This window comes from Phaeobacter sp. JH20_37 (genome assembly GCF_048056015.1).
Classification (GTDB): Bacteria; Pseudomonadota; Alphaproteobacteria; order Rhodobacterales; family Rhodobacteraceae; genus Phaeobacter; species Phaeobacter bryozoorum.
In genome coordinates this window covers 1-18,908 of sequence record NZ_JAYMWW010000020.1, presented here as the reverse complement: position 1 = coordinate 18,908, position 18,908 = coordinate 1, and the positions used below count along the sequence as shown (strand labels likewise).

The following is an 18,908-nucleotide window of genomic DNA, read 5'->3' as shown; positions in this document are numbered from 1 at the left end:
TCTTTTCGGTAAAAATCCGCTCATCAAAACCTAGACAAGGCCGCTGGGAAGGCAGCAATATGGCGGCAATATGGCCGCGGAGACGGCTGATGGGCAAAACAATGCAGGCTACCTGGGCGTCACGGTTTCGGCGCTTTGGTCTTTTGACGAGCGGTATATAAAAATGAGTACGGTTGGATACATCGTCCGCGACATGGCGGGCACCAAGCAGCATGGTACATCTGCTGACACCCCCCAGGCGACAATTGCGACAGCAACCGCGAAAGACATTTCGCTGAACCTCGGACCCTCCGATGTCGAAAGCTACGCGCGGCGGGGCCAGGACCTGCATATTACGCTGATCGACGGTCAGGTGGTGGTGCTGGACGATTTCTTCAACACCGATGCGACAGGTGGCAAGAACCTGTTCCTCAGCGAGGAAGGCAACTTCATCGAAGTGGTTCTGGAGGACCGCACCGATGGCATGCTCTATGCCAGCTACGAACCTCTCGACATGAGCGGCAAGTGGAGCGCCTACGATGACATGGTGTTCCTTGACGTGGACCGCATCGAACCGGTTGTCGCCCCCCTTGTGGCCCCGCTGATCGGCGGCCTCGGCACCGCAGGCGCCGCAGCTGGCGTCGTTGGCGCAGCGGCCATTGTTGGTGCAGGCGGCGGTGGTGGTGGCGGAGGCGGCGGGGCCGTCACGCCAACCGTCGACAATCCCGATGCGACCTATCCGGTTGCAGGCTCGACCACCGAAGATGTGATCGTCAGCGGCACCGGCGCCCCCGGCTCCACCGTGGAAGTCACGCTCGGTACAATTACCGAAACCGTCACGGTCAAGGATGATGGCACCTGGGTTGCCAACTTCCCGGTGACCAACCTGCCGCCGGATGGCTCCTACGAGACCACAGTTTATGTAAAAGATCCGGCCGGTACCGAATTCAATCTGGATGGTCCCTCGGTCATCATCGACACCACCCCGCCGCCAATCGACGTCAACACTGTCGAAGGCGACGATCACATCAACTATATCGAAGTGGCCGACGGTGTTGTGATGAACGGCACCGGCGAAGCAGGGGCCAGCGTCAGTGTTGTGTTCCAGGGTGTGACCCGCACAACCACCGTGGCCGATGATGGAACATGGTCGGTGAACTACAGCGTGAACGAAGTGGCGACGGGCATCTACAGCTCCACCATCGAAGTCACCAGCGCCGATTCCTTTGGCAACACAAGCACCACGACTCACACGGTCGACGTCGACACCGAAACCCGGGTCACGATCAACACCCAAGTGGGCACTGATCACATGATCAGCGGCGCGGAACAGGCAGCGGGCATTACCCTCACCGGTACAGCCGAGGCGGGGTCGAGTGTTGTGGTGACATTCCAAGGGGTCAGCCGTACCGTAACCGCAGATGCGCAGGGTAACTGGTCGGCCAGCTATCTCAGCTCTGAAATCGCAACCGGCACCTATGACGCAAGCGTCTCTGCCGTGGCAACAGACACCAGCGGCAATACCAGCTCCACCTCCACCAAGATCCCGGTCGATACTGAAACCATGGCGTCGCTCGACGCGGTTCAGGCCGGCGATAATGTGATTTCCGCGCCGGAAGTCGCCAGCGGCGTAACCCTGACCGGCAAGGCCGAGCCAGGCGCCAGTGTCGCGGTGACGCTCGAGGGAACGACACGCACGGTCACTGCGGATGCGCAGGGCAACTGGAGCGCCGATTTCACCAGCAGCGAGATCCCGACCGGTGAATATGACGCCAATGTTTCGGTGACAGCAACTGATGCACTGGGCAACACTGCCTCCACCACCGGCACCGTCCGTGTGGATACCGAAACCGATATCACCCTCAGCAATCCGCTGGCGGGCGACAATATGATCAATGCGGCAGAGGCCAACAACGGTCTGGACCTGACCGGCACCGCCGAAGCGGGCGCCAGCGTTGTGGTCCAGCTGGGGACAGCTACCCGCACTGTGACAGCCAACGCCCAGGGGCAATGGACGGCCAGCTTCGCCGGCTCGGATATCGCCGATGGCACCTATGACACAACGGTGACCGCAACAGCGACCGATGCCTACGGCAATACCGCCTCCACCAGCAGCCAGATCCGTGTGGATACCACCACCAGCGTTGGACTTGATAGCGGGCAGGCCGGTGGCGACGATGTGCTGAACGGTGCCGAAGCCGCAGGTGGTCTGACCCTGACCGGCAGCGCCGAGCCAGGCGCCTCTGTCGCGGTGACCTTCCAGGGCATCACCCGGACCGTCACCGCCGACGCACAGGGCCGCTGGAGCGCGCCCTACGCAACCAACGAAATCACCCCCGGCGAGTATGACGCCCCGATCAGCGTCACCGCGACCGATGCGGCCGGCAATAGCGAGAGCACCTCCGGCACCCTGCGTGTCGATACCTCGACCGCTGTCAGCATTGATGCCAACCAGGCAGGCGGCGACAATATCGTCAACGCAGCAGAGGCGCAGGCCGGTGTCACGCTCACAGGCAACGCCGAGCCCGGCTCCGTGGTTTCGGTGACCGTTGCAGGCGTGACCCGCAGCGCAACCGTGGCTTCAAATGGCAACTGGAGTGCGCTGTTCGAGCCCGGCGCGCTGGCTGCTGGCGAATACAATACCTCGGTCACAGTGTCGGCAACGGACGCGGCGGGTAACACCGCTTCGGCCTCCTCTGCCCTGCGGGTAGACACCGTTGCGGGCACTGTGACGCTATCTCCCGACCCGATCGAGATCGACGATGTGATCAACGCTGTCGAACGCGCCGACGGTGTCGAAATCAGCGGCACCGCGACGCCGGGCCTGACCGTGACGGTTGGCCTTGGCACCGCAAGCCGTCAGGTCGTCGCCGATGCAAACGGCGACTGGGCGACCACCTTCCCGGCGGCCCAGATCCCGACCGGCACCCGCAACCTGCCGATCACCGCCTCCATCATCGATGACGCGGGCAATACTGCGAGCGTTTCGGATAGCGTTGCGCTCGATACGCTGGTGACGCCGTTGACGGTGCAACCGAACCAGACCTCGGACGACATCGTGAACAAGGCAGAGCAGCAGGCGGGTGTCACCTTCAGCGGAACTGTCGAAGCAGGATCGACGGTGGTGATCAACGTTGAAGGCAAAGAGCAGACTGCCACAGTCGACGCCCTCGGCAACTGGACGGCGACGCTCGACGACGCAACATTGCCGGACGGTGACCGCACCGTGACAGCCTCCATTACCGCGACCGACGCTGCCGGTAACGAACGCAGCATCACCGAGCAGTTCGACATCGACACATTGGTTGATCCGGCGTCCATCTACGCGCTGAAAATCACTGGCCAGGGCATTCTTGAGCTGGAAACCAAGGACGCGACCGACAATTACGCGGTCAATACGCTGAACCCGGCAGGCACTGTTGGCTCTCCCGCGGCGACCAAGACGGTCGACCCGCAGGATGGCACCGAGTTTGCCTTCGGCACGCCGATCCCGGATGGAACACATCTGGTCCTGTCGCGCAGCGATGATGTTGGCAATACCTCCAGCACCTTGGTGATCTTTGATGACAACGCAACGAACAGCGGCACCATCAATCACGCCGGGCTGGGCCAGTTCAACATCGACCATCTGGACCTGCAATTTGCAAACGATGTGCACCTCACACTCAATGAAGCTGACATCAAGGCACTGTCGAACAATTCCGACACCCTAACGATCCACGGCAGCGACAATGACAACGACCAGATCACCCTCACCGGCGGCAACGCCGCGAGCGCGGGCACCCGTGTGGTCGATGGTGAACTCTACAATGTCTACACCATTGGCAACGATGGCACGACGCTGATCGTCGATCAGGACGTTCAGGTGGTCTTCTGATCCACAGCGATCACCCGGGGGCCGTTTGGCGCAAACCAACGGCCCCCGGCAAAACTACCCGGCAACAAGGGTAAGGGCACAGGCGATGCGAGGGGGCAGAATGCAATTGGGACGACCCATTGGCGCGGTGGCACTGTTGTGCTGCCTGTCGGCCTGCATGCAGTCCCTGCCCTTTGCCAAGCCCGGCGAAGGCGCCGAAACGGATGTCAGCCGTCGCGCCAGCAGCTTTGCCCAACCGGATGCCAAGAACCCCTCTGCTGTAATTTCCACGCTGATGCAGCGTCAATCGCTGCTGGAGGACGGCAGCGTCTATGACGTCGTGGCACAGTCAACGATCTCCGCCTCTGCCCGCGCTGCAGAGGCAGAGCTGACCAGCGCCAAGCTGCGCGCCGAAGCCAAGTCCAAAAACTGGTTACCAACGCTCGGCCCCTCGGTCAGCCTAACGGATCTTGGGGATCTGGTGGCTGGGATCCTGATTGAGCAGGTGCTGTTCGACAACGGCCGCCGCAAGGCCGAGCGCGCCTTTGCCGCCGCCGACGTCGAGGTCGCCGCCGTCAACCTGTCGATTGATATGAACGAGCGCGTCGAAACCGCGCTCAGCCTCTATGTATCGGGGTTGCGTGGCGCCGAGAAAGCCGCCGTCGGCACCCGCGCCCTGTCACGGATGTATGAATTCGAGCGCATTGTGTTGGGCCGCGTTGAAGGCGGCGTCTCGGATCGCGCCGATCTCAATGTGGTACAGAGCAAAATCAACGGTATGCGCTCTGCTGTAGCGACAGCCAAGGACGCCACAGCAACAGCCACCGCCGAGTTGAAAGCGATCACCGGTCAAAGTTTTGCGGAGACCCCGAGCCGCTTACATCTGGCCTCCCCTCCGGAAGCCGGAACCTATTTGACCGTGCTGAAGGCCGAAGCCGAGGCTACCCGCAGTGTGGAACAGGCCAAGATGGAACGCGCCGGCCTGCTGCCCCAGGTCTCTGCGGCGGGCAATGTCACCAGTGACGGGTCCGGTGCGGGGCTGACACTTGATCTGGCACAGCCCTTTGGCCTTGGCACTCCTGCCGCGCTGAAGGCGATTGAAGCCTCCAAGGAAATTGCCAAACGTCAGGTCTCCGAAGTCGAAGAAGACGCGCGCCGCGACTACAGTCGGCAGATGCAGCGCCTTGCCTCCTATCGCAGGCAAGAGGCCGAAGCCGCAACGCTGGCGCAGACCAGCCGCGAGACCTATCGCCTGTTTCAGGCACAGTTTAAGGCCGGGCAACGCTCGGTCATGGATGTGGTGTCCATCTATGAAGAAGTGGTACGCCGCGAACACGCCCATATCGATGCAAAATACGAAGTCGTTCTGATCCAGCTGGCGCTGGCAAGCGATATGGGACTTTTGGCCGATGGGGACCGGATTTGAGCAATTCCAAACGCCCGACAGATGAGACCGTGCTGCGGACCGTCCCCCCAGCCCCCCGCGCGCCGGATGATGCCGCACGCGTCGGTGGCGCCAAACCTGTGCTCCGTGCTGTTGAGACCCAAGCCGCACCACATCTGGCACCGGCTTCTGCTGCGCCAGCGCCCCCCCCCGGCCCTGCTGCCCCGCCGATGGCTGAGGTGGATCTGACTGGGCTGTTGGAAGACGGTGACATCGGTGAGGTCAGCGCGCTGATCGAGGATGCGACAGCCCGCATTCAGCACCGCGCCGCATTGATCGCGACCTTTGCCGCACTCAAAGGTACCAATGTCGCTCTCAGCGACATTGCCGAGCACATGTGGCGCAATGACCCTGGCGATGTCTCCGTGGACTCGCTTGCACGTGCGCTTCAAACCACTGGCATGCAGGCCCAGATCAATCATCAGGTGCTTCTCACCGCCGAAAGCTGGCCCGCGCTGGCAATGATGAACAACGGCCAATGTGTGCTGGTGCTGTCGCAGAGCCGCGACATGCTCAGCGTCTATGACACCACCTGCACGGACAATCGCGCGGATGTTCCGGTGGGCGAGTTCGGCCCCTACTTCACCGGCACCACGCTGGGCGCGCGGAATTCATTGAAGCAGATCGCCGCCCGTCATACCCCGCAGCTGGAAAGTGACCATTGGTTCTGGGGGGAATTCCCCAAATACCGCCGTCAGGTGGGTGAAATCATGCTCGGCTCTCTGGTTGCCAATATTCTGGCAGTCTCGGTCGCGCTGTTCTCCCTGCAGGTCTATGACCGCGTCGTGCCGCACCAGTCCCATGCAACGCTTTGGGTACTGGCTGTTGGTGCTTTCCTCGCCATCATGCTGGAAGCGCTGCTGAAACTGGCCCGTGCCCGGCTCACCGATGCTGCCGGACGCCAGATTGAGCTCTCGGTTCAGAACAACCTGATGCGCCGCCTGATCGGAATGCGGTCGGATAAGAAACCGCTGCCGCCATCAGGCTTGTTTGCCGCGATGCGCGATTTCGGCTCGGTGCGCGAGTTCTTCACCTCGACCACGATTTCGACACTGGCTGACATCCCCTTCATCGCCGTGTTCCTGCTGCTCGTCGCCTCAATTGCCGGCCCGATCGTCTGGATTATCATTGCAGGTGGCATCCTGATGCTGCTGCCCGCCTATTTCATGCAGAAGCGCATGATCGCGCTGACACGTCAGACACAGGGCGCAAATGCCAAAGCCGGACGCCTGCTGCATGAGGTCGTGAACGAGCTGGACACGCTGAAGAGCCAGCGCGGCGAAGACCGGGTTCTGCGGCTCTGGGATGAGCTGAACACGCTCTCCACTCATGCCGCGACCGAGCAGCGCCGCCTTGCCAGCGCGCTTACCCACTGGTCGCAGGGGGTCCAGCAGGCCACCTATATCGGCTCTGTCGTGGTGGGCACTCTGATGGTTTTCGCCGGTGAGTTCACCGTCGGTACCATCATCGCAACCGGTATTCTAACCAGCCGCACGCTGGCACCTCTGACCCAGTTTGCCGCCACGCTGGCCCGCTGGAGCAACGTCAAAGGTGCGCTGGAAGGACTGGACGCCATCGCCAACTCCGCTCAGGAAAAAGAAGACGAACGCTCTTATCTGCGCCGCGACAGCCTGCAAGGCCGGTTCGAACTGCGCGAAGTGATGTTTCGCTATGACGAAGACGGCGCCCCGACGCTGGACGTGCCGGGCGTTGCCGTTACCCCCGGCCAGCGGGTTGCGGTTCTTGGCGTCAACGGCTCCGGCAAATCGACGCTGTTGAAACTGATGTCGGGACTTTATGCGCCGGACCGTGGCCGGGTGATGATTGACGGCACCGACATGACCCAGATCGACCCGCGCGACCTGCGCCGTCATATCGGCTATCTCAGCCAGGATGTGCGGCTGTTTGCCGGGACGCTGCGCGAGAACCTGAACCTCAACCAGCTGGAACGCGACGACGACCGGCTGATGACGGCGCTGGATTTTGCAGGTCTCGGCGCCCATGTGCGCAATCACCACAAGGGCCTCGATCTGGAAATCTTCGACGGTGGCGGCGGGCTGTCCATCGGGCAGCGCCAGTCGATCGGCTGGGCGCGCCTGTGGTTGCAGAACCCGTCAATTGTGCTTCTGGATGAACCCACTGCCGCACTGGACCAAACGCTGGAACGCACATTGGTCAGCCGTCTGGAAACCTGGCTGGAGGGTCGCACGACCGTGATTGCGACACATCGGATGCCGATCCTGTCGCTGACCAACCGGACGCTGATCCTGCAATCCGGGCGCATGGTGGTCGACGGACCGCGTGATCAGGTTCTGGCACATCTTGCCGCAGGTGAGGGCAAATGACCTCGACCGGCTACGATCTTCGCGAAACCTCGCGCGGGGCGAGCCGCATCATCTATCTGGCGGCGGGCGCTCTGGTGGTGTTTCTGATCTGGGCCAGCTTTGCTTGGGTCGACGAAATCGTTCGTGCCGACGGCGAGGTTGTGTCCTCCTCGCGCTCTCAGATCGTGCAGAACCTTGAAGGCGGCATTCTTGCCGAACTCCATGTGCATCAGGGCGACACGGTGAAGGCCGGGCAGATCCTCGCCCGTCTGCAGGACACCAAGTTCCGCGCCGCCGCTGATGATCTGCAGGACCGGATCGACGCGTTGGAAATCAAACAATACAGGCTTGAGGCCGAACTGGAGGGTGCGTTTGATTTCAATGTTCCCGACGATCTGGCCGAACGCTCCCCAGGCATCTACACCTCGGAGCGTGCGCTGCTGAATGCCCGGCAGACCGATTTCACCAGTCGCCGCGCCAGCGCCCGCGAGATCCTCGACCAGCTGAAGGACGAACTGGCCAATATGCAGCGTCTCTACAAGAAAGAGATCGTGGCGTTGATTGAGGTCAACCGCGCGCAAAAGGCCGTGAGCGACGCCCAGGCCAAATACAATGAAATTGGCACCCAGTCAGAGCTGGAGCTGGCGGAGGATTACTCCAAAACCCTTCGCGAGCTGACCTCATACCGGCAGGAGCTGCGGCTGGCGCAGGATCAGCTTGACCGAACCGTGATCACCTCGCCCATGGCCGGGATCGTCAACAGCCTTGCGGTCACCACCATCGGCGGCGTGATCCGCCCCGGTGAGGAAATCGTCGAGATCATCCCGCTCGGCGAGGAAATGTTTGTAGAGGCACGGGTGAAGCCCGAAAACATCGCCAGCGTCCAACCCGGCCAGGATGCCACGATCAAGCTTTCAGCTTATGATTACACCATCTACGGATCGCTGCGCGGCAAGGTGGATTTTGTCTCGCCCGATACCTTCGAAGACGAGCGCAATCCCCGTGCAGAGCCGTACTACCGGGTGACGGTGAAGGTTGATCGTTCCGAATTTACCGAACGCCAGCAGGCCATCGAGATCCGCCCCGGGATGCGCGCCACCGCTGAATTGCAGACCGGCAGCAAAACGATCCTGAACTACATGCTGAAACCGCTGTATAAATCCCGCGAGGCCCTGCGCGAACCCTAAGGCAACACATCCAGAAACCCCGCGATCCAATTGGATGCAGGGGGGCTGTCTAAGAGGTTGATCGCTTGGAGAAAACCGGCGTGCATCTGCGGCCGTCAGCTGGTTTCCTCGGATCGGTGCTGCCTAGAGATCCTTCGCAAGATGGATGAACGGGGTCTGCTCGACCGGTCTGAATGCCGGTTTGTCCCCGTATCGTACCATCAGCTGGCCGACCGCATCATCGCCAGAACAGTCTGATCAAACGAAGTTCCGATTGAGACCCGACGATTGCCCATCGCCGCTTTGGCCGAGATAACCGAGACCAGTCGCGGCATCCGGCCCGGAACGACGTCAAAGACAGGCGCGCCCGACGCACCGAAATCAACCCGGCACGTCATCACCACGACCTGCGCCTGTCGCGCCAGAACGTGGCAGTTCTGTTCCAGATTTGGACGGTTCTGCTGCGCCATCGAATAAGACAGCACTTCAACCGACGCCCCGCGCGCCGGACGATTGGCCAGTTCAAAGGGCTGGATCATGTTGCGGCTGATTGGCCGATCCAGACGCAGGATCGCAATATCGCTGCCCAATTGTGAATCGCCGAGTGGCTGATACTCGTAGCTCGGGTGGACAACCGCCTTGGTGACAGACCGCGCCGCCTTGGCATGTCGCCCGTTCAGCCCCGCTTCGAACCGGATGCTGGTCGGATCAACCTGGCGGCCGGTGTCGGGGTTGTAGACGCAATGCGCCGCCGTCACGACCAGATCGGGTGCCACCAAGGCCCCGGTACACATATTCCGTCCTGAAATGTTCAGCCGACCCACGGCTTCCCATCCAATAACGGAGGTGATGCTCGACTGCGGATCTTCCGCAGCAGAGCTGTCAGGCATGCCAAACAGGAGGCATGCCGCAAAAGCAGCAAAAATGCGTTTCATCGCCCACTCCAAATTCCCACGCTCACACCTTGGTTCAAGCGTGCGGCTGGAATGAGACGCAAAACTGCCCGACATGGCCGAAACCATGCGCAAAATAAGTCTCTCTACACAAATCAGGACCCCCCCCAGGGTTTTGATGCCCCATCATCGCAAAAAAACCGCAGAGCGCACACAATTTCTCGGGTGTTTTATTAACTTTTTAGCAAACCTTTGTGATCGCTTAATAAATTCTCACGGTGGCAAATCAGGCTGCAGCCGGTCGCTGGCAGCTGACGATGGCATTACGGCCACCGTGCGGCAGGGTTGCCACATTGCCGCAGGCGCCGCGCGGCGGGTCGGTCGACAGAGCACAGGAAGAGCCGTTTTAACTTTCAAATAACCAAAACTCCGCCTTAACCTTCCCTTAGGACTTATCTGCAATATCTTAACGCGCGGTGGTGTGATGCTGCCAATTCGACCTATCTGGAGCGGCGCAGCCCCCTGATCGGCTCAAGAAGAATCGCATAGAGCCGGGGAATCAGGGCCCACATAGCAGCGCCAATCGCCAGGCAGATCAGCAGCACAGCCGCCGCACGAAACATCTCCAGAAACCCCAGGGTCGCAATGCCGGGTATGCTGACGGCAGGCGACAGAATCTGTCCCAGGAACACCGATGCCATCAACGCGCCCGCCACAACGCCGCGCCGCGAGGCGGGTGACAGCGCCAAGGCCAGCGCGACGAAATTCGGCATCACCGTGGCCAATCCGGAACCGATGGCGACCATCGCCAGGCTTTGCCACAGGGTGCCGCCCCCCGTCAGCATCAGAAACCCGCTGCTCATCAAGGCATATCCCAATGCGTAGGCGCCCGCCGCACCGAGCCAGCGATTGATGCGCAGGTAAAGAAAACCTGTCATCCCGCCAGATAGTGTCAGCACCCCCAACAGAAGCCCAGTTTTTGCGGAATGATCGCCAGCCTGCGTCGCCAGAAAAAATGGCAGCTGTGTCGGCATCATGAAGAAAACCAGACTGGTTATCATCTGCAACGATGCCAAGCCGACAAGCAGCACAGGCCAAGCCGAACGGGCTGCGCCCTCGGTTGATCCGGTTGCGGTTTCGCTCCGCTGGGCCGGATCCGGCTCTGCCAGGTAACGCCAGACCAGCGGCAAAAGAAGGATCGCAACCGCGTAAATCGCAAAGGGAAGCCGGGCTGAGATCACCGCCAGCGCCCCAGCTGAGGTGATGAAGATCAGCCCCCCGAAGTTGCGTGCCGAGGTCTGCAAACCCATCATAGAACGCCGCGCGTCGCCGGTGAAATAATCGCCGATCAGCGCTGTCTGGGCAGTCATGATCATCGCCACCGCCACGCCCAAGAGCAACCTGCTGATCATGATCGCCGTCAGGTTCGGCAGCACCGCCCCTGCGGCGCCGCTGACGGCAAACAACGCAATACCCAGCAACAGCATCCAGCGCCGCCCGTATCTATCCGCCATCCACCCGGCGAGCGGCGCGCAGATCAGAACCGACAGCGACGGTGCAGAGACCAGGAACCGCGTCAGCAAGGCCGCATTCGGCGTATCGGCGAACTCGGCCTCAAGCCCGGGAAGGGCCGGGCTGATGGTGGCGTTCGCCATAATGGTCAGGGTTGCGGCGAATAGCAGGGCCAGCGCGCGCGGATCCTTCCAGACGGCATCAGAAATCGGGGCTGCCGGTACAGACATGCCAGTCTCCTCTTGTGGGTGTGAGCATTCTGGCGCAGCCTGCAACTTCAAGTCCACTTTAGGTCAAGAGGAAAGAGCGATGCGCCTGTACGACATCGGAGAAGTAGCCGCCCGATGTGGCGTCACCCCCGCCACATTGCGGTATTACGAAGAGCTCGGCCTTATCACCTCGCTCGCGCGCAAGGGATTGCGGCGGCAATTCGGGCCTGAGACCTTGTTGCAGCTATCGGTCATCGCGCTTGGCAAGGCAGCCGATTTCTCGCTGGCGGAAATTTCGGGGATGTTTGGCTCGGATGGGCGGCCGGACCTGCCACGCGATGAGCTGCACCAAAGGGCGGACAAGCTGGATAAACAGATCCGCAACCTGTCGACGCTTCGTGACGCGATCCGCCATGTGGCCGACTGCCCTGCGCCATCGCATATGGAGTGCCCAACCTTTCAACGGCTCCTGAAGGTCGCGCGACGGACCCGTGGCTGAAACCGGGCCACCTCCTCCTTCGGCGACGCTTTCTGGCGGCAATTGTATGTGATCGTAGACTTCTGCGCCCGTTGCCACATATCGCAGAGGATATCGGAACAGCGCGAGGCGGAGACTGAAATGGGTTTTGCAAATTTGACGTATAAGCTGACGGCCGGGTCTGAGGCTTCCGATCCCAAAGCCGCCCGCCGGGTTGCGACCCATGTCACCGCCCTCACTGCGACGAAGCTGGCCGATGGTTTGATTGATCCCAAACTGGTGCTGGCCTGGCTGATGAACGCAATCGGTGCGCCGGGCTATCTGATTGGGGTGCTGGTCCCGGTGCGGGAAACAGGATCGCTCCTGCCGCAGCTGGTCCTTGCCCAGCGGATCGAACAAAGCCGATATCGCAAATACTATTGGGCTGCCGGATCGGCGCTTCAAGGTCTCGCTGCGCTTGGCATTGCCGCCGCTGCCCTGCTGCTACCAGGTGTCATGGCAGGCTGGGTCATTCTGGGCTGCCTTGCCATGCTGGCCCTGGCGCGGTCGGCGTGTAGCGCCAGCTACAAGGACATCCTCGCCCGAACCGTGGACAAGGGCAAACGGGGGTCCGTCTCGGGAACGGCGGGAACCGTCGCCGCCAGCGGTGTGTTTCTGTTTGCGATTTTGCTCAGCACCGGGCTATTGCCCCGCAGCCCGATGGCCATCTCGCTGGTTGTTGCCGTATCAGGCCTGCTTTGGCTCGGTGCCGCTGCCGTCTTTGCACGTTTGAACGAGCCAGAAGCCGAGCCTCAGTCCGAAGAAGGATTCAGCCCGCAGGAGCTGTTGCTGCCGTTGCGGCAGGACAGCGAGTTGCGGCGTTACATCGGCACCCGGGCGCTGCTGATCTCAACCGCCTTGGCACCGCCGTTTCTGGTGATGCTTGGTGGACGCGACGCCGAAAGCGGCTTTGGCAATCTCGGGCTGCTGGTGCTGGCCTCCTCCATTGCTGCGATTGTCTCCTCCTACATCTGGGGCAAGCTATCGGACCGATCAAGCCGCCAAACCCTGATGGTGTCGGGTGCGCTGAGCGCTGTGACGCTGGCGGCGGCGGCGGCGTTCGGCTGGGGTGAGGGCGTTGTTGCCAGTGCCTTGGTGGCCTGCTTCGTCTTTGTCGCCCAGATCGCCTATCAAGGTGCGCGCGCCGGTCGAAAAACACATCTGACCGATATGGATACGGATGGTCACACATCGGTCTATACCGCACTTTCCAACACGATGATTGGCGTGCTGTTGCTGCTGGGTGGGGGCTTTGGGCTGCTGGCCGATGCTGTTGGCGCAGCACCGGTTCTGGCGCTCCTCGCCCTGCTTAGCGGGCTGGGCGCGGCACTTGGCTCACGGTTGAGCGAAGTGCAGGAGGATGCCGAAGGCTAACACCCCAACTGGCCCGCGTCATCTCCCTGTCGCCTCTCCCGATCCCATCGCTCCGTTAGGCGGCGTGGGGAGCTGGCACGTGATCCGCTGTCAGCTTGTCTTCACGCGGCGCGTCACCCGGTACAGAATGGCCGGTTTTCACCACCGCGCGGCGCTCGGCATCAAGCCCGGCCCCGAACAGGATCACAAAAGCAGACAACCACATCCAGGTCAGCAGAACGATCACCCCCGAGAGGGCACCAAAGGTTTCGTTGTAGCTGCCGAAAGCTTGCACATAGAGGCTGAACCCGATGCTGCCGACGACCCAAAGCGTACAACTCAGTATCGCGCCGGGCGTGAACAGCTGCCAGCAATCCCCCGACCGGTCCGGTCCAAATCGATAGAGCGCCGAAATTCCAGCGATGCCGACTGCGAACATCAGGGGCCAGCGCAGGAGTTGGGTCACCATCGACAACAACGCTGACTCGCCCAGGAGCGCAGCCGCGGCGGGTATCGCTGCAACGACCAGCAGCAGGACACATCCGCCAATAATGGCCGTGAAAGTAATGCCGACAGTCATCGCCTTCAGAACGATGAAACTGCGCCCCTCCCGGGTGCCAAAAATCACGTTCAGCCCCTGGATCATACTGTCGGTGCCACGCGATGCGGACCAAAGCGCCAGAGCAGCGGAGATTGCGGCGGCCCAGCCCAGCGACTCTGGGCGCGCGCCCGCTACCTGCACCAATTGCTGATTGACCAGATCCGCAGCCGACGGTGGCAACAGCCCGGTCAGCCAAGCAGCCTGTGCAGTGATCAGGGTTGGATCCGCAATCAGACCAAACAGAGCAACCGCTGCCGTAATACCTGGAAAAACCGACAGGAGGCCGTAAAAGGCGACTCCGGCGGCGAGCAGCCCGCCGTTGGTCTGTCCCATCCGGCCCCAGGCCCGCCAGAGCAGTTTCACAAACGACGCCAGTTGCGCAAGCGATCCATCCTGTGTCTGCCCGCTCCGGTCCCGTCCGGGGTCACTCGGTGGACCGCTGCGGTCGAGGTTGGGGGCTGTTTTCGACTGGTCGGTGGTGGTGGTCGTCCCCGACTTGGAGGTTGAGCTGTGATCTGACTGTTTTGGCATGAGGCTGTCTCCCGCGTTGCCAACTCAACGCAGCAAGATGGCGTTTTGTTTCTTGGAACTTAGCCTTTGCCCGCGAGTTGAGGTTTTGACGCAATCCAATTGGAGACAACCATGAGCCACTTCACCCATCACCCGGCTGCTTCCCACGATCTGGTGGTCATAGGAGGCGGTTCCGGCGGGCTGGCGGCCGCCAAGGCGGCAGCGCGGCTGGGGGCCTCGGTCGTGATGATCGAACAGGCTGAGCTGGGCGGAACCTGCGTCAACCGCGGCTGCACCCCGAAGAAGCTGATGTGGAAAGCCGCGGCCCATCGCCAGAGCGACCGTGATATGGCCAAGGTTGGCCTGACGGCCTTGCCCGACTTTGATTTCGCCGCGCTGCGCCGTCGCTCCGATGCCAAGATTGACCACCTCAACCACCACTTCGAGGATCAATTGCAACAGGCCGGTGTGCGCCTGCTGCGCGCCACTGCCGAGATTGGCGAAGCGGGCCAGATTCACGCCGGTGGTGAGGTTTTCCAGCCCGGAAAACTGTTGCTTGCGACCGGGGCGCGCCCACGCGCGTTGGATATTCCGGGTGGTGATCTGGCCGCCACAAGTGATGATGTCTTTGGGTGGAGTGATTTACCGGGGCGGCTGCTGATTATCGGCGGCGGCTATATCGGATGTGAATTCGCCAGTATCTTCGCGGCTTTTGGCAGCGAGGTGCAGCTGATGACCGATGGCGACAGACTGCTTGATCAATTTCACGCACCGGCGATCGCCTGCGTGCAGGCCGGTCTTCAGAAACAGGGCGTCACCATCGGCTTTGGCCGCAAGCCGAAGCAGATCGACTTCAACGGGACAATGTTCAAAGTCAGCTTCGACGATGGCAGCATCCAATATGCGGATCAGGTGATAGCCGCCATTGGGAGAGTACCAAACACCGACACCCTTGGGCCAGGGGTGCAGGGCATCGTCCATGCGAAATCCGGCGCGCTGGCCATTGATGAGCATTTCCAAACATCCATTCCCGGCATCTACGCGGTCGGCGACGCTGCCGACCGTCTGCCGCTTACCCCTGTGGCAACGCGAGACGGCGCTTGTTTTGCGACCCAACACTTTGGCGACGGCGCCGCACAGATAGATCTCAATCTGGTGCCGCAGTCGGCCTATACCATCCCGCCGGTCGCGCAGGTCGGCCGGATGGATCAGACAAACACCGGCGGTGAACAGGTGTCTGGCCTGTCCAGCGATGTGCTGGACGACGGCACGGCTGCCAACTCGTTCTTTGACAGATCGTTCAACGGCCCCCTGCTGAGCGGCGTGGCGCTGGTCGATCACGCAGCACCGGAGCTGATCGCCCCCTTCGCCGCGCTGATCGCAAGCGGAGCCACCGCAGACGATCTTGACGCAGTCGTCGGCATTCACCCCAGTTTTGCAGAAGAGACGGTCGGCCCGTAAGATACTGCGGACAAAAAAAGACGCGATCCGCTCTGGGTCGCGTCTTTTTTTGTCTGCTCTTATCGGAGGCGTCGTCCGGTCAGTCGCATAGCGTCCGATCGATGAGCGAAAGCCCCAGCAAGAACATTGAAATCAGGAATACCACGTTGGCAGCAAATGCCGCCCCTGCCGCGACACCACCAAATGCCAGTACTGCCGAAGCAGCTGCAATCAGAGAAAAAACCAGTGGCCAATTCATCATCGATCATCCTCGTCTCTATCCGTTATGGTTCTGCAAACACAACGTTTTTGACAGGAAAAGGTTCCGAGACTTGGCCGGTCCTACGCCTGACTGGCGCGGACCGGGTCTGAAACAGACGCCTATTTCTCGTCAATCTCAGGCTTGATCTGCGCGTAGGTCAACACGGTGAAAACCGCTGTCCCGCCGATGATATTGCCCACCAAGACCGGCAGGAAAAAACCAAAGACAGCCTGCCCCAGAGGCAGCATCCCCTGCACCATCAGAAACGCCATCTCAACCGAACCCGCGACGATATGGGTGAAGTCCCCGGCGGCAATCAGCCAGGTGAAGATGACGATTAGGGGGATTTCGCTATGCTGCGCAGAGGGCAGCATCCAGACAATTGCCGCAATCAGGATCCCCGACGGGATACCGCTGATCATGCCGATAAACGGAGGCATTCCGGTGGCGTGTTCGCTGATTTCCACCATGGAGGCGCGCAGGGCCGGGTCCAGCACCGGGGTCAGGGCAAAGAACGACGCAATCAGGAAGGCCCCGACAACATTCGCAGCCAGCACCACCGACCAAAGCCGCGCGGTGCGCAGCAGGCTGGCCTTGTCCCCGCGCAACATGACCGGCACCACGGTGGTAATGGTGTTTTCGGTGAACAGCTGCATTCGGCCAAGAATGACCATCAGAAAGCCTAGTGAATATCCAAGGTTCTCAACAAGCGGGGACCAGCTGGCATCTGGCAGATGGGTCTTGAAAACGGCCTTGCCCAACACCGAGAAGCTGATCAATAGCCCGGCAGCGATGCCAGACCACCACAGCGCCCGCACGGGTCGCTCCAATTCTTCCTCACCGTTGCGACGAATGGTTTCAAAGATCAGCCTTGGAGACAGGCCTGTTGCCTCTTCGACGGCCTCATTCTCGGACTCTTCCTGGATGAGGTCTTCGCCGGACGTCTTGGCCTCGATCATCTGCAACTCCTGTTTTCCATATCCAGTTCAACGCCCAAGTGTCCCAGTAGGTTCCGCCGCGCGGAACCTTTTTCACGCCGGAGCGTTAGCCCTAGAGACCTGTAAAGGGATACGCCGATGACTGCCGAGATCAGCGCCACACTGATGGACCAATTGACGGGGTGGCTGGAAGGCGCCATCGATGCGCTACCGCGTCTGGCCGTTGCCATCATCGTTCTGGTGCTGACAGCTGCGCTGGTCTGGGCGGCAAAAACGATCATCCGGCGGATCAGCAGCCAGCTGAAACTGCGACGCAATCTCTGCGATGTGTTACAGCTCCTTGCCAGCGTCCTTCTGTGGCTTATCGGCAGCCTGATCGCAGTCACCGTTGTTTTCCCCACGATCACGCCGGGCAAGGCGCTGACCACCCTTGGCCTTGGGTCGGTGGCGATTGGCTTTGCCTTCAAGGATACCTTTGAAAACTTCCTGGCTGGTATTCTGCTCCTCCTGCGAGAACCCTTTCAAATCGGCGACTTCATCGAATGCGAGGGTGCCGAGGGCCAGATCGAGGCGATCACCGTGCGCGACACCCGGATCCGTCAGACAGACGGCCAACTGGTTGTCGTCCCCAACGCGCAGCTGTTCCACAACGCCGTCACAGTGCGCACCAACCGCGAGCTGCGGCGCGCCACGCTGATCTGCGGCGTCGCCTATGGCGAAGACGTCGATGCCGCTCGTGATGTCATCTCAAAAGCGGTCAGAGGCGTCGATATGGTGCGCAACGACGTGCGCGACATTCAGGTCTTTGCCAAGAGCTTTGGCGCGTCCTCCATCGACTTCGAAATCACCTGGTGGACCGGATCCGAACCGGTGGATATCCGCACCAGCCGGGATCAGGTTGTCGGTGCAGTGAAATCCGCCCTGGACGATGCGGGTATCGAGATTCCCTTCCCCTACCGAACCCTGACGGTCAACGCGCCGATCCCGGTCGATATTGCCGCGGCGCAGAAACCCAGCGCGTGACCCACCCCCCTGTGGCCGAGCGCTGGATCACTGTTTGCGATCATCAAACGCTCCTAGCCACGAGGCCGCAATTCACTCTACCATCGCGCTGGGATGATGGCGATTTAACTCAATCTTTGATTGTGTTTCATGCTATTCAAACCTCCCTGAAACGGAGGAGTACCTGCTATGAATCTCGGTTTACTGGAAGAGAACGCTACCGCATCAGCGACGCAGAAGCTGACCTATGCTCTCAAATGCGCGGCCTATGACGACGCCTATCTTCGCATGGATGGCAGCGGTGTCGACGCGCCCGCCCCCGAAGGCGCCGGAACGGTCAACGCGCAAATCGGCGCAAGTTCATGGGAGCAGTTTATTCTGACACCGCAGGAAGACGGTACAGTCGGCCTGCTCTCAGCGGCATGGAACAATTGCTACGTACGCATCGGCACCCCATCGCCGGGAGAGATCAAACCGATCAACTGCCAGTTCGGTTGCGGCGGGCTCGAGCGCTGGATACTGCGTGTCGTCGGCGCCAATTATTTCGCCTTCGAATGCTCGACATTTGCTGGCTATTATCTGTCGCTCAACACGGAGGGCGCAACGACATTCGGCAGCAACGGCGTCGGCGTCGCCCAGGGCATCCAGGTTCTGAACGACAATGCCACATTCGAGCTTGTGTCAAACGCTGGCTGACGCTGTATCCCGGCCACCTCCCCGTCGTGGAGGGGTGGTCGACAATTGGTTTCTATTGCCAGAACATCTGTCGACGATCACATCTTCGGCCAGGTCGCCCAGCCTCTTGAACACGCGCCACTATATCCTCAGCCCTCGGTGCTGACCGGCAGGTCCATGCCGTGTTCTTTCAGCAGGGCGTGGCGGCGGGCGGTTTTGAGGTCTTC

General features: G+C 61.0%; 14 protein-coding genes and 1 pseudogene. 9 read left to right on the top strand and 6 right to left on the bottom strand.

Annotation, left to right across the window (positions count from 1 at the left end; genetic code table 11):
- Positions 1–163: 163 nt before the first annotated feature.
- The 4 genes from VWZ87_RS16740 to VWZ87_RS16725 all read left to right on the top strand — a co-directional run bounded on the left by VWZ87_RS16740 (position 164) and on the right by VWZ87_RS16725 (position 8,790).
- Positions 164–3,856 (top strand): Ig-like domain-containing protein, encoded by a 3,693-nt coding sequence (locus tag VWZ87_RS16740; RefSeq protein WP_416536365.1) that lies wholly within the window; start codon positions 164–166, stop codon positions 3,854–3,856.
- 100 nt (positions 3,857–3,956) lie between these two features.
- The gene (locus tag VWZ87_RS16735; RefSeq protein WP_102853909.1) at positions 3,957–5,261 is read left to right on the top strand and encodes a TolC family protein; all 1,305 of its coding nucleotides are present in this window, start codon (positions 3,957–3,959) and stop codon (positions 5,259–5,261) included.
- Positions 5,258–7,624, top strand: coding sequence for an ATP-binding cassette domain-containing protein (locus VWZ87_RS16730; protein ID WP_416536364.1), 2,367 nt, complete (start codon positions 5,258–5,260; stop codon positions 7,622–7,624). Before VWZ87_RS16735 ends, VWZ87_RS16730 begins: the two co-directional genes overlap by 4 nt.
- Positions 7,621–8,790: an HlyD family type I secretion periplasmic adaptor subunit gene (locus VWZ87_RS16725; RefSeq protein WP_340544139.1), complete on the top strand. Its 1,170-nt coding sequence runs from the start codon at positions 7,621–7,623 to the stop codon at positions 8,788–8,790. The genes VWZ87_RS16730 and VWZ87_RS16725 overlap by 4 nt, the downstream gene beginning before the upstream one ends.
- A gap of 200 nt (positions 8,791–8,990) precedes the next feature.
- Here the strand turns inward: VWZ87_RS16725 and VWZ87_RS16720 are convergent, their stop codons facing one another.
- Positions 8,991–9,704 carry a trypsin-like serine peptidase gene (locus VWZ87_RS16720; protein WP_340544138.1) on the bottom strand — a complete coding sequence of 238 codons (714 nt, stop codon included), beginning with the start codon at positions 9,702–9,704 and terminating at the stop codon, positions 8,991–8,993.
- Positions 9,705–10,162: 458 nt separating this feature from the next.
- The gene (locus tag VWZ87_RS16715) at positions 10,163–11,404 is read right to left on the bottom strand and encodes an MFS transporter (RefSeq protein ID WP_416536363.1); all 1,242 of its coding nucleotides are present in this window, start codon (positions 11,402–11,404) and stop codon (positions 10,163–10,165) included.
- A gap of 79 nt (positions 11,405–11,483) precedes the next feature.
- Between VWZ87_RS16715 and VWZ87_RS16710 the strand changes: the two genes are divergently transcribed.
- Positions 11,484–11,882, top strand: coding sequence for a helix-turn-helix domain-containing protein (locus tag VWZ87_RS16710; protein ID WP_416536362.1), 399 nt, complete (start codon positions 11,484–11,486; stop codon positions 11,880–11,882).
- Positions 11,883–12,002: 120 nt separating this feature from the next.
- The gene (locus tag VWZ87_RS16705) at positions 12,003–13,274 is read left to right on the top strand and encodes an MFS transporter (protein ID WP_416536361.1); all 1,272 of its coding nucleotides are present in this window, start codon (positions 12,003–12,005) and stop codon (positions 13,272–13,274) included.
- 55 nt (positions 13,275–13,329) lie between these two features.
- Here the strand turns inward: VWZ87_RS16705 and VWZ87_RS16700 are convergent, their stop codons facing one another.
- A complete protein-coding gene (locus VWZ87_RS16700; protein ID WP_416536360.1) occupies positions 13,330–14,385 on the bottom strand; it encodes a YihY/virulence factor BrkB family protein in 1,056 nt (351 codons plus the stop codon).
- 111 nt (positions 14,386–14,496) lie between these two features.
- Between VWZ87_RS16700 and VWZ87_RS16695 the strand changes: the two genes are divergently transcribed.
- Positions 14,497–15,825, top strand: a complete 1,329-nt coding sequence (locus tag VWZ87_RS16695; protein ID WP_416536359.1) for a dihydrolipoyl dehydrogenase family protein — start codon at positions 14,497–14,499, stop codon at positions 15,823–15,825.
- A 79-nt stretch (positions 15,826–15,904) separates the two neighbouring features.
- On the opposite strand, the gene VWZ87_RS16690 is transcribed toward VWZ87_RS16695, so the two are convergent.
- Together VWZ87_RS16690 and VWZ87_RS16685 are read right to left on the bottom strand one after the other, a co-directional pair.
- Entirely contained in the window at positions 15,905–16,066 is a 162-nt protein-coding gene (locus VWZ87_RS16690; protein WP_340544129.1) for a DUF1328 domain-containing protein, read from the bottom strand.
- Positions 16,067–16,185: 119 nt separating this feature from the next.
- The gene (locus tag VWZ87_RS16685) at positions 16,186–17,025 is read right to left on the bottom strand and encodes a formate/nitrite transporter family protein (RefSeq protein ID WP_340544127.1); all 840 of its coding nucleotides are present in this window, start codon (positions 17,023–17,025) and stop codon (positions 16,186–16,188) included.
- A gap of 117 nt (positions 17,026–17,142) precedes the next feature.
- Here VWZ87_RS16685 and VWZ87_RS16680 point away from each other — a divergent pair, with 117 nt between their 5' ends.
- Positions 17,143–18,027 carry a mechanosensitive ion channel family protein gene (locus VWZ87_RS16680; RefSeq protein WP_416536357.1) on the top strand — a complete coding sequence of 295 codons (885 nt, stop codon included), beginning with the start codon at positions 17,143–17,145 and terminating at the stop codon, positions 18,025–18,027.
- Positions 18,028–18,195: 168 nt separating this feature from the next.
- Entirely contained in the window at positions 18,196–18,702 is a 507-nt protein-coding gene (locus VWZ87_RS16675; protein WP_416536356.1) for a fascin domain-containing protein, read from the top strand.
- A 128-nt stretch (positions 18,703–18,830) separates the two neighbouring features.
- Here VWZ87_RS16675 and VWZ87_RS16670 read toward each other — a convergent pair.
- Positions 18,831–18,908 (bottom strand): annotated as a pseudogene (locus tag VWZ87_RS16670) (epimerase); the annotation flags it as partial.

What these genes read in the sequence shown, in the direction of transcription:
- VWZ87_RS16735 (WP_102853909.1), top strand. Translation starts at nt 3,957, where the DNA reads ATGCAATTGGGACGACCCATTGGCGCGGTGGCACTGTTGTGCTGCCTG.
- VWZ87_RS16725 (WP_340544139.1), top strand. Translation starts at nt 7,621, where the DNA reads ATGACCTCGACCGGCTACGATCTTCGCGAAACCTCGCGCGGGGCGAGC.
- VWZ87_RS16675 (WP_416536356.1), top strand. Translation starts at nt 18,196, where the DNA reads ATGAATCTCGGTTTACTGGAAGAGAACGCTACCGCATCAGCGACGCAG.
- VWZ87_RS16700 (WP_416536360.1), bottom strand. Translation starts at nt 14,385, where the DNA reads ATGCCAAAACAGTCAGATCACAGCTCAACCTCCAAGTCGGGGACGACC.
- VWZ87_RS16680 (WP_416536357.1), top strand. Translation starts at nt 17,143, where the DNA reads ATGACTGCCGAGATCAGCGCCACACTGATGGACCAATTGACGGGGTGG.
- VWZ87_RS16720 (WP_340544138.1), bottom strand. Translation starts at nt 9,704, where the DNA reads ATGAAACGCATTTTTGCTGCTTTTGCGGCATGCCTCCTGTTTGGCATG.
- VWZ87_RS16690 (WP_340544129.1), bottom strand. Translation starts at nt 16,066, where the DNA reads ATGATGAATTGGCCACTGGTTTTTTCTCTGATTGCAGCTGCTTCGGCA.
- VWZ87_RS16740 (WP_416536365.1), top strand. Translation starts at nt 164, where the DNA reads ATGAGTACGGTTGGATACATCGTCCGCGACATGGCGGGCACCAAGCAG.
- VWZ87_RS16705 (WP_416536361.1), top strand. Translation starts at nt 12,003, where the DNA reads ATGGGTTTTGCAAATTTGACGTATAAGCTGACGGCCGGGTCTGAGGCT.
- VWZ87_RS16710 (WP_416536362.1), top strand. Translation starts at nt 11,484, where the DNA reads ATGCGCCTGTACGACATCGGAGAAGTAGCCGCCCGATGTGGCGTCACC.
- VWZ87_RS16685 (WP_340544127.1), bottom strand. Translation starts at nt 17,025, where the DNA reads ATGATCGAGGCCAAGACGTCCGGCGAAGACCTCATCCAGGAAGAGTCC.
- VWZ87_RS16695 (WP_416536359.1), top strand. Translation starts at nt 14,497, where the DNA reads ATGAGCCACTTCACCCATCACCCGGCTGCTTCCCACGATCTGGTGGTC.
- VWZ87_RS16715 (WP_416536363.1), bottom strand. Translation starts at nt 11,404, where the DNA reads ATGTCTGTACCGGCAGCCCCGATTTCTGATGCCGTCTGGAAGGATCCG.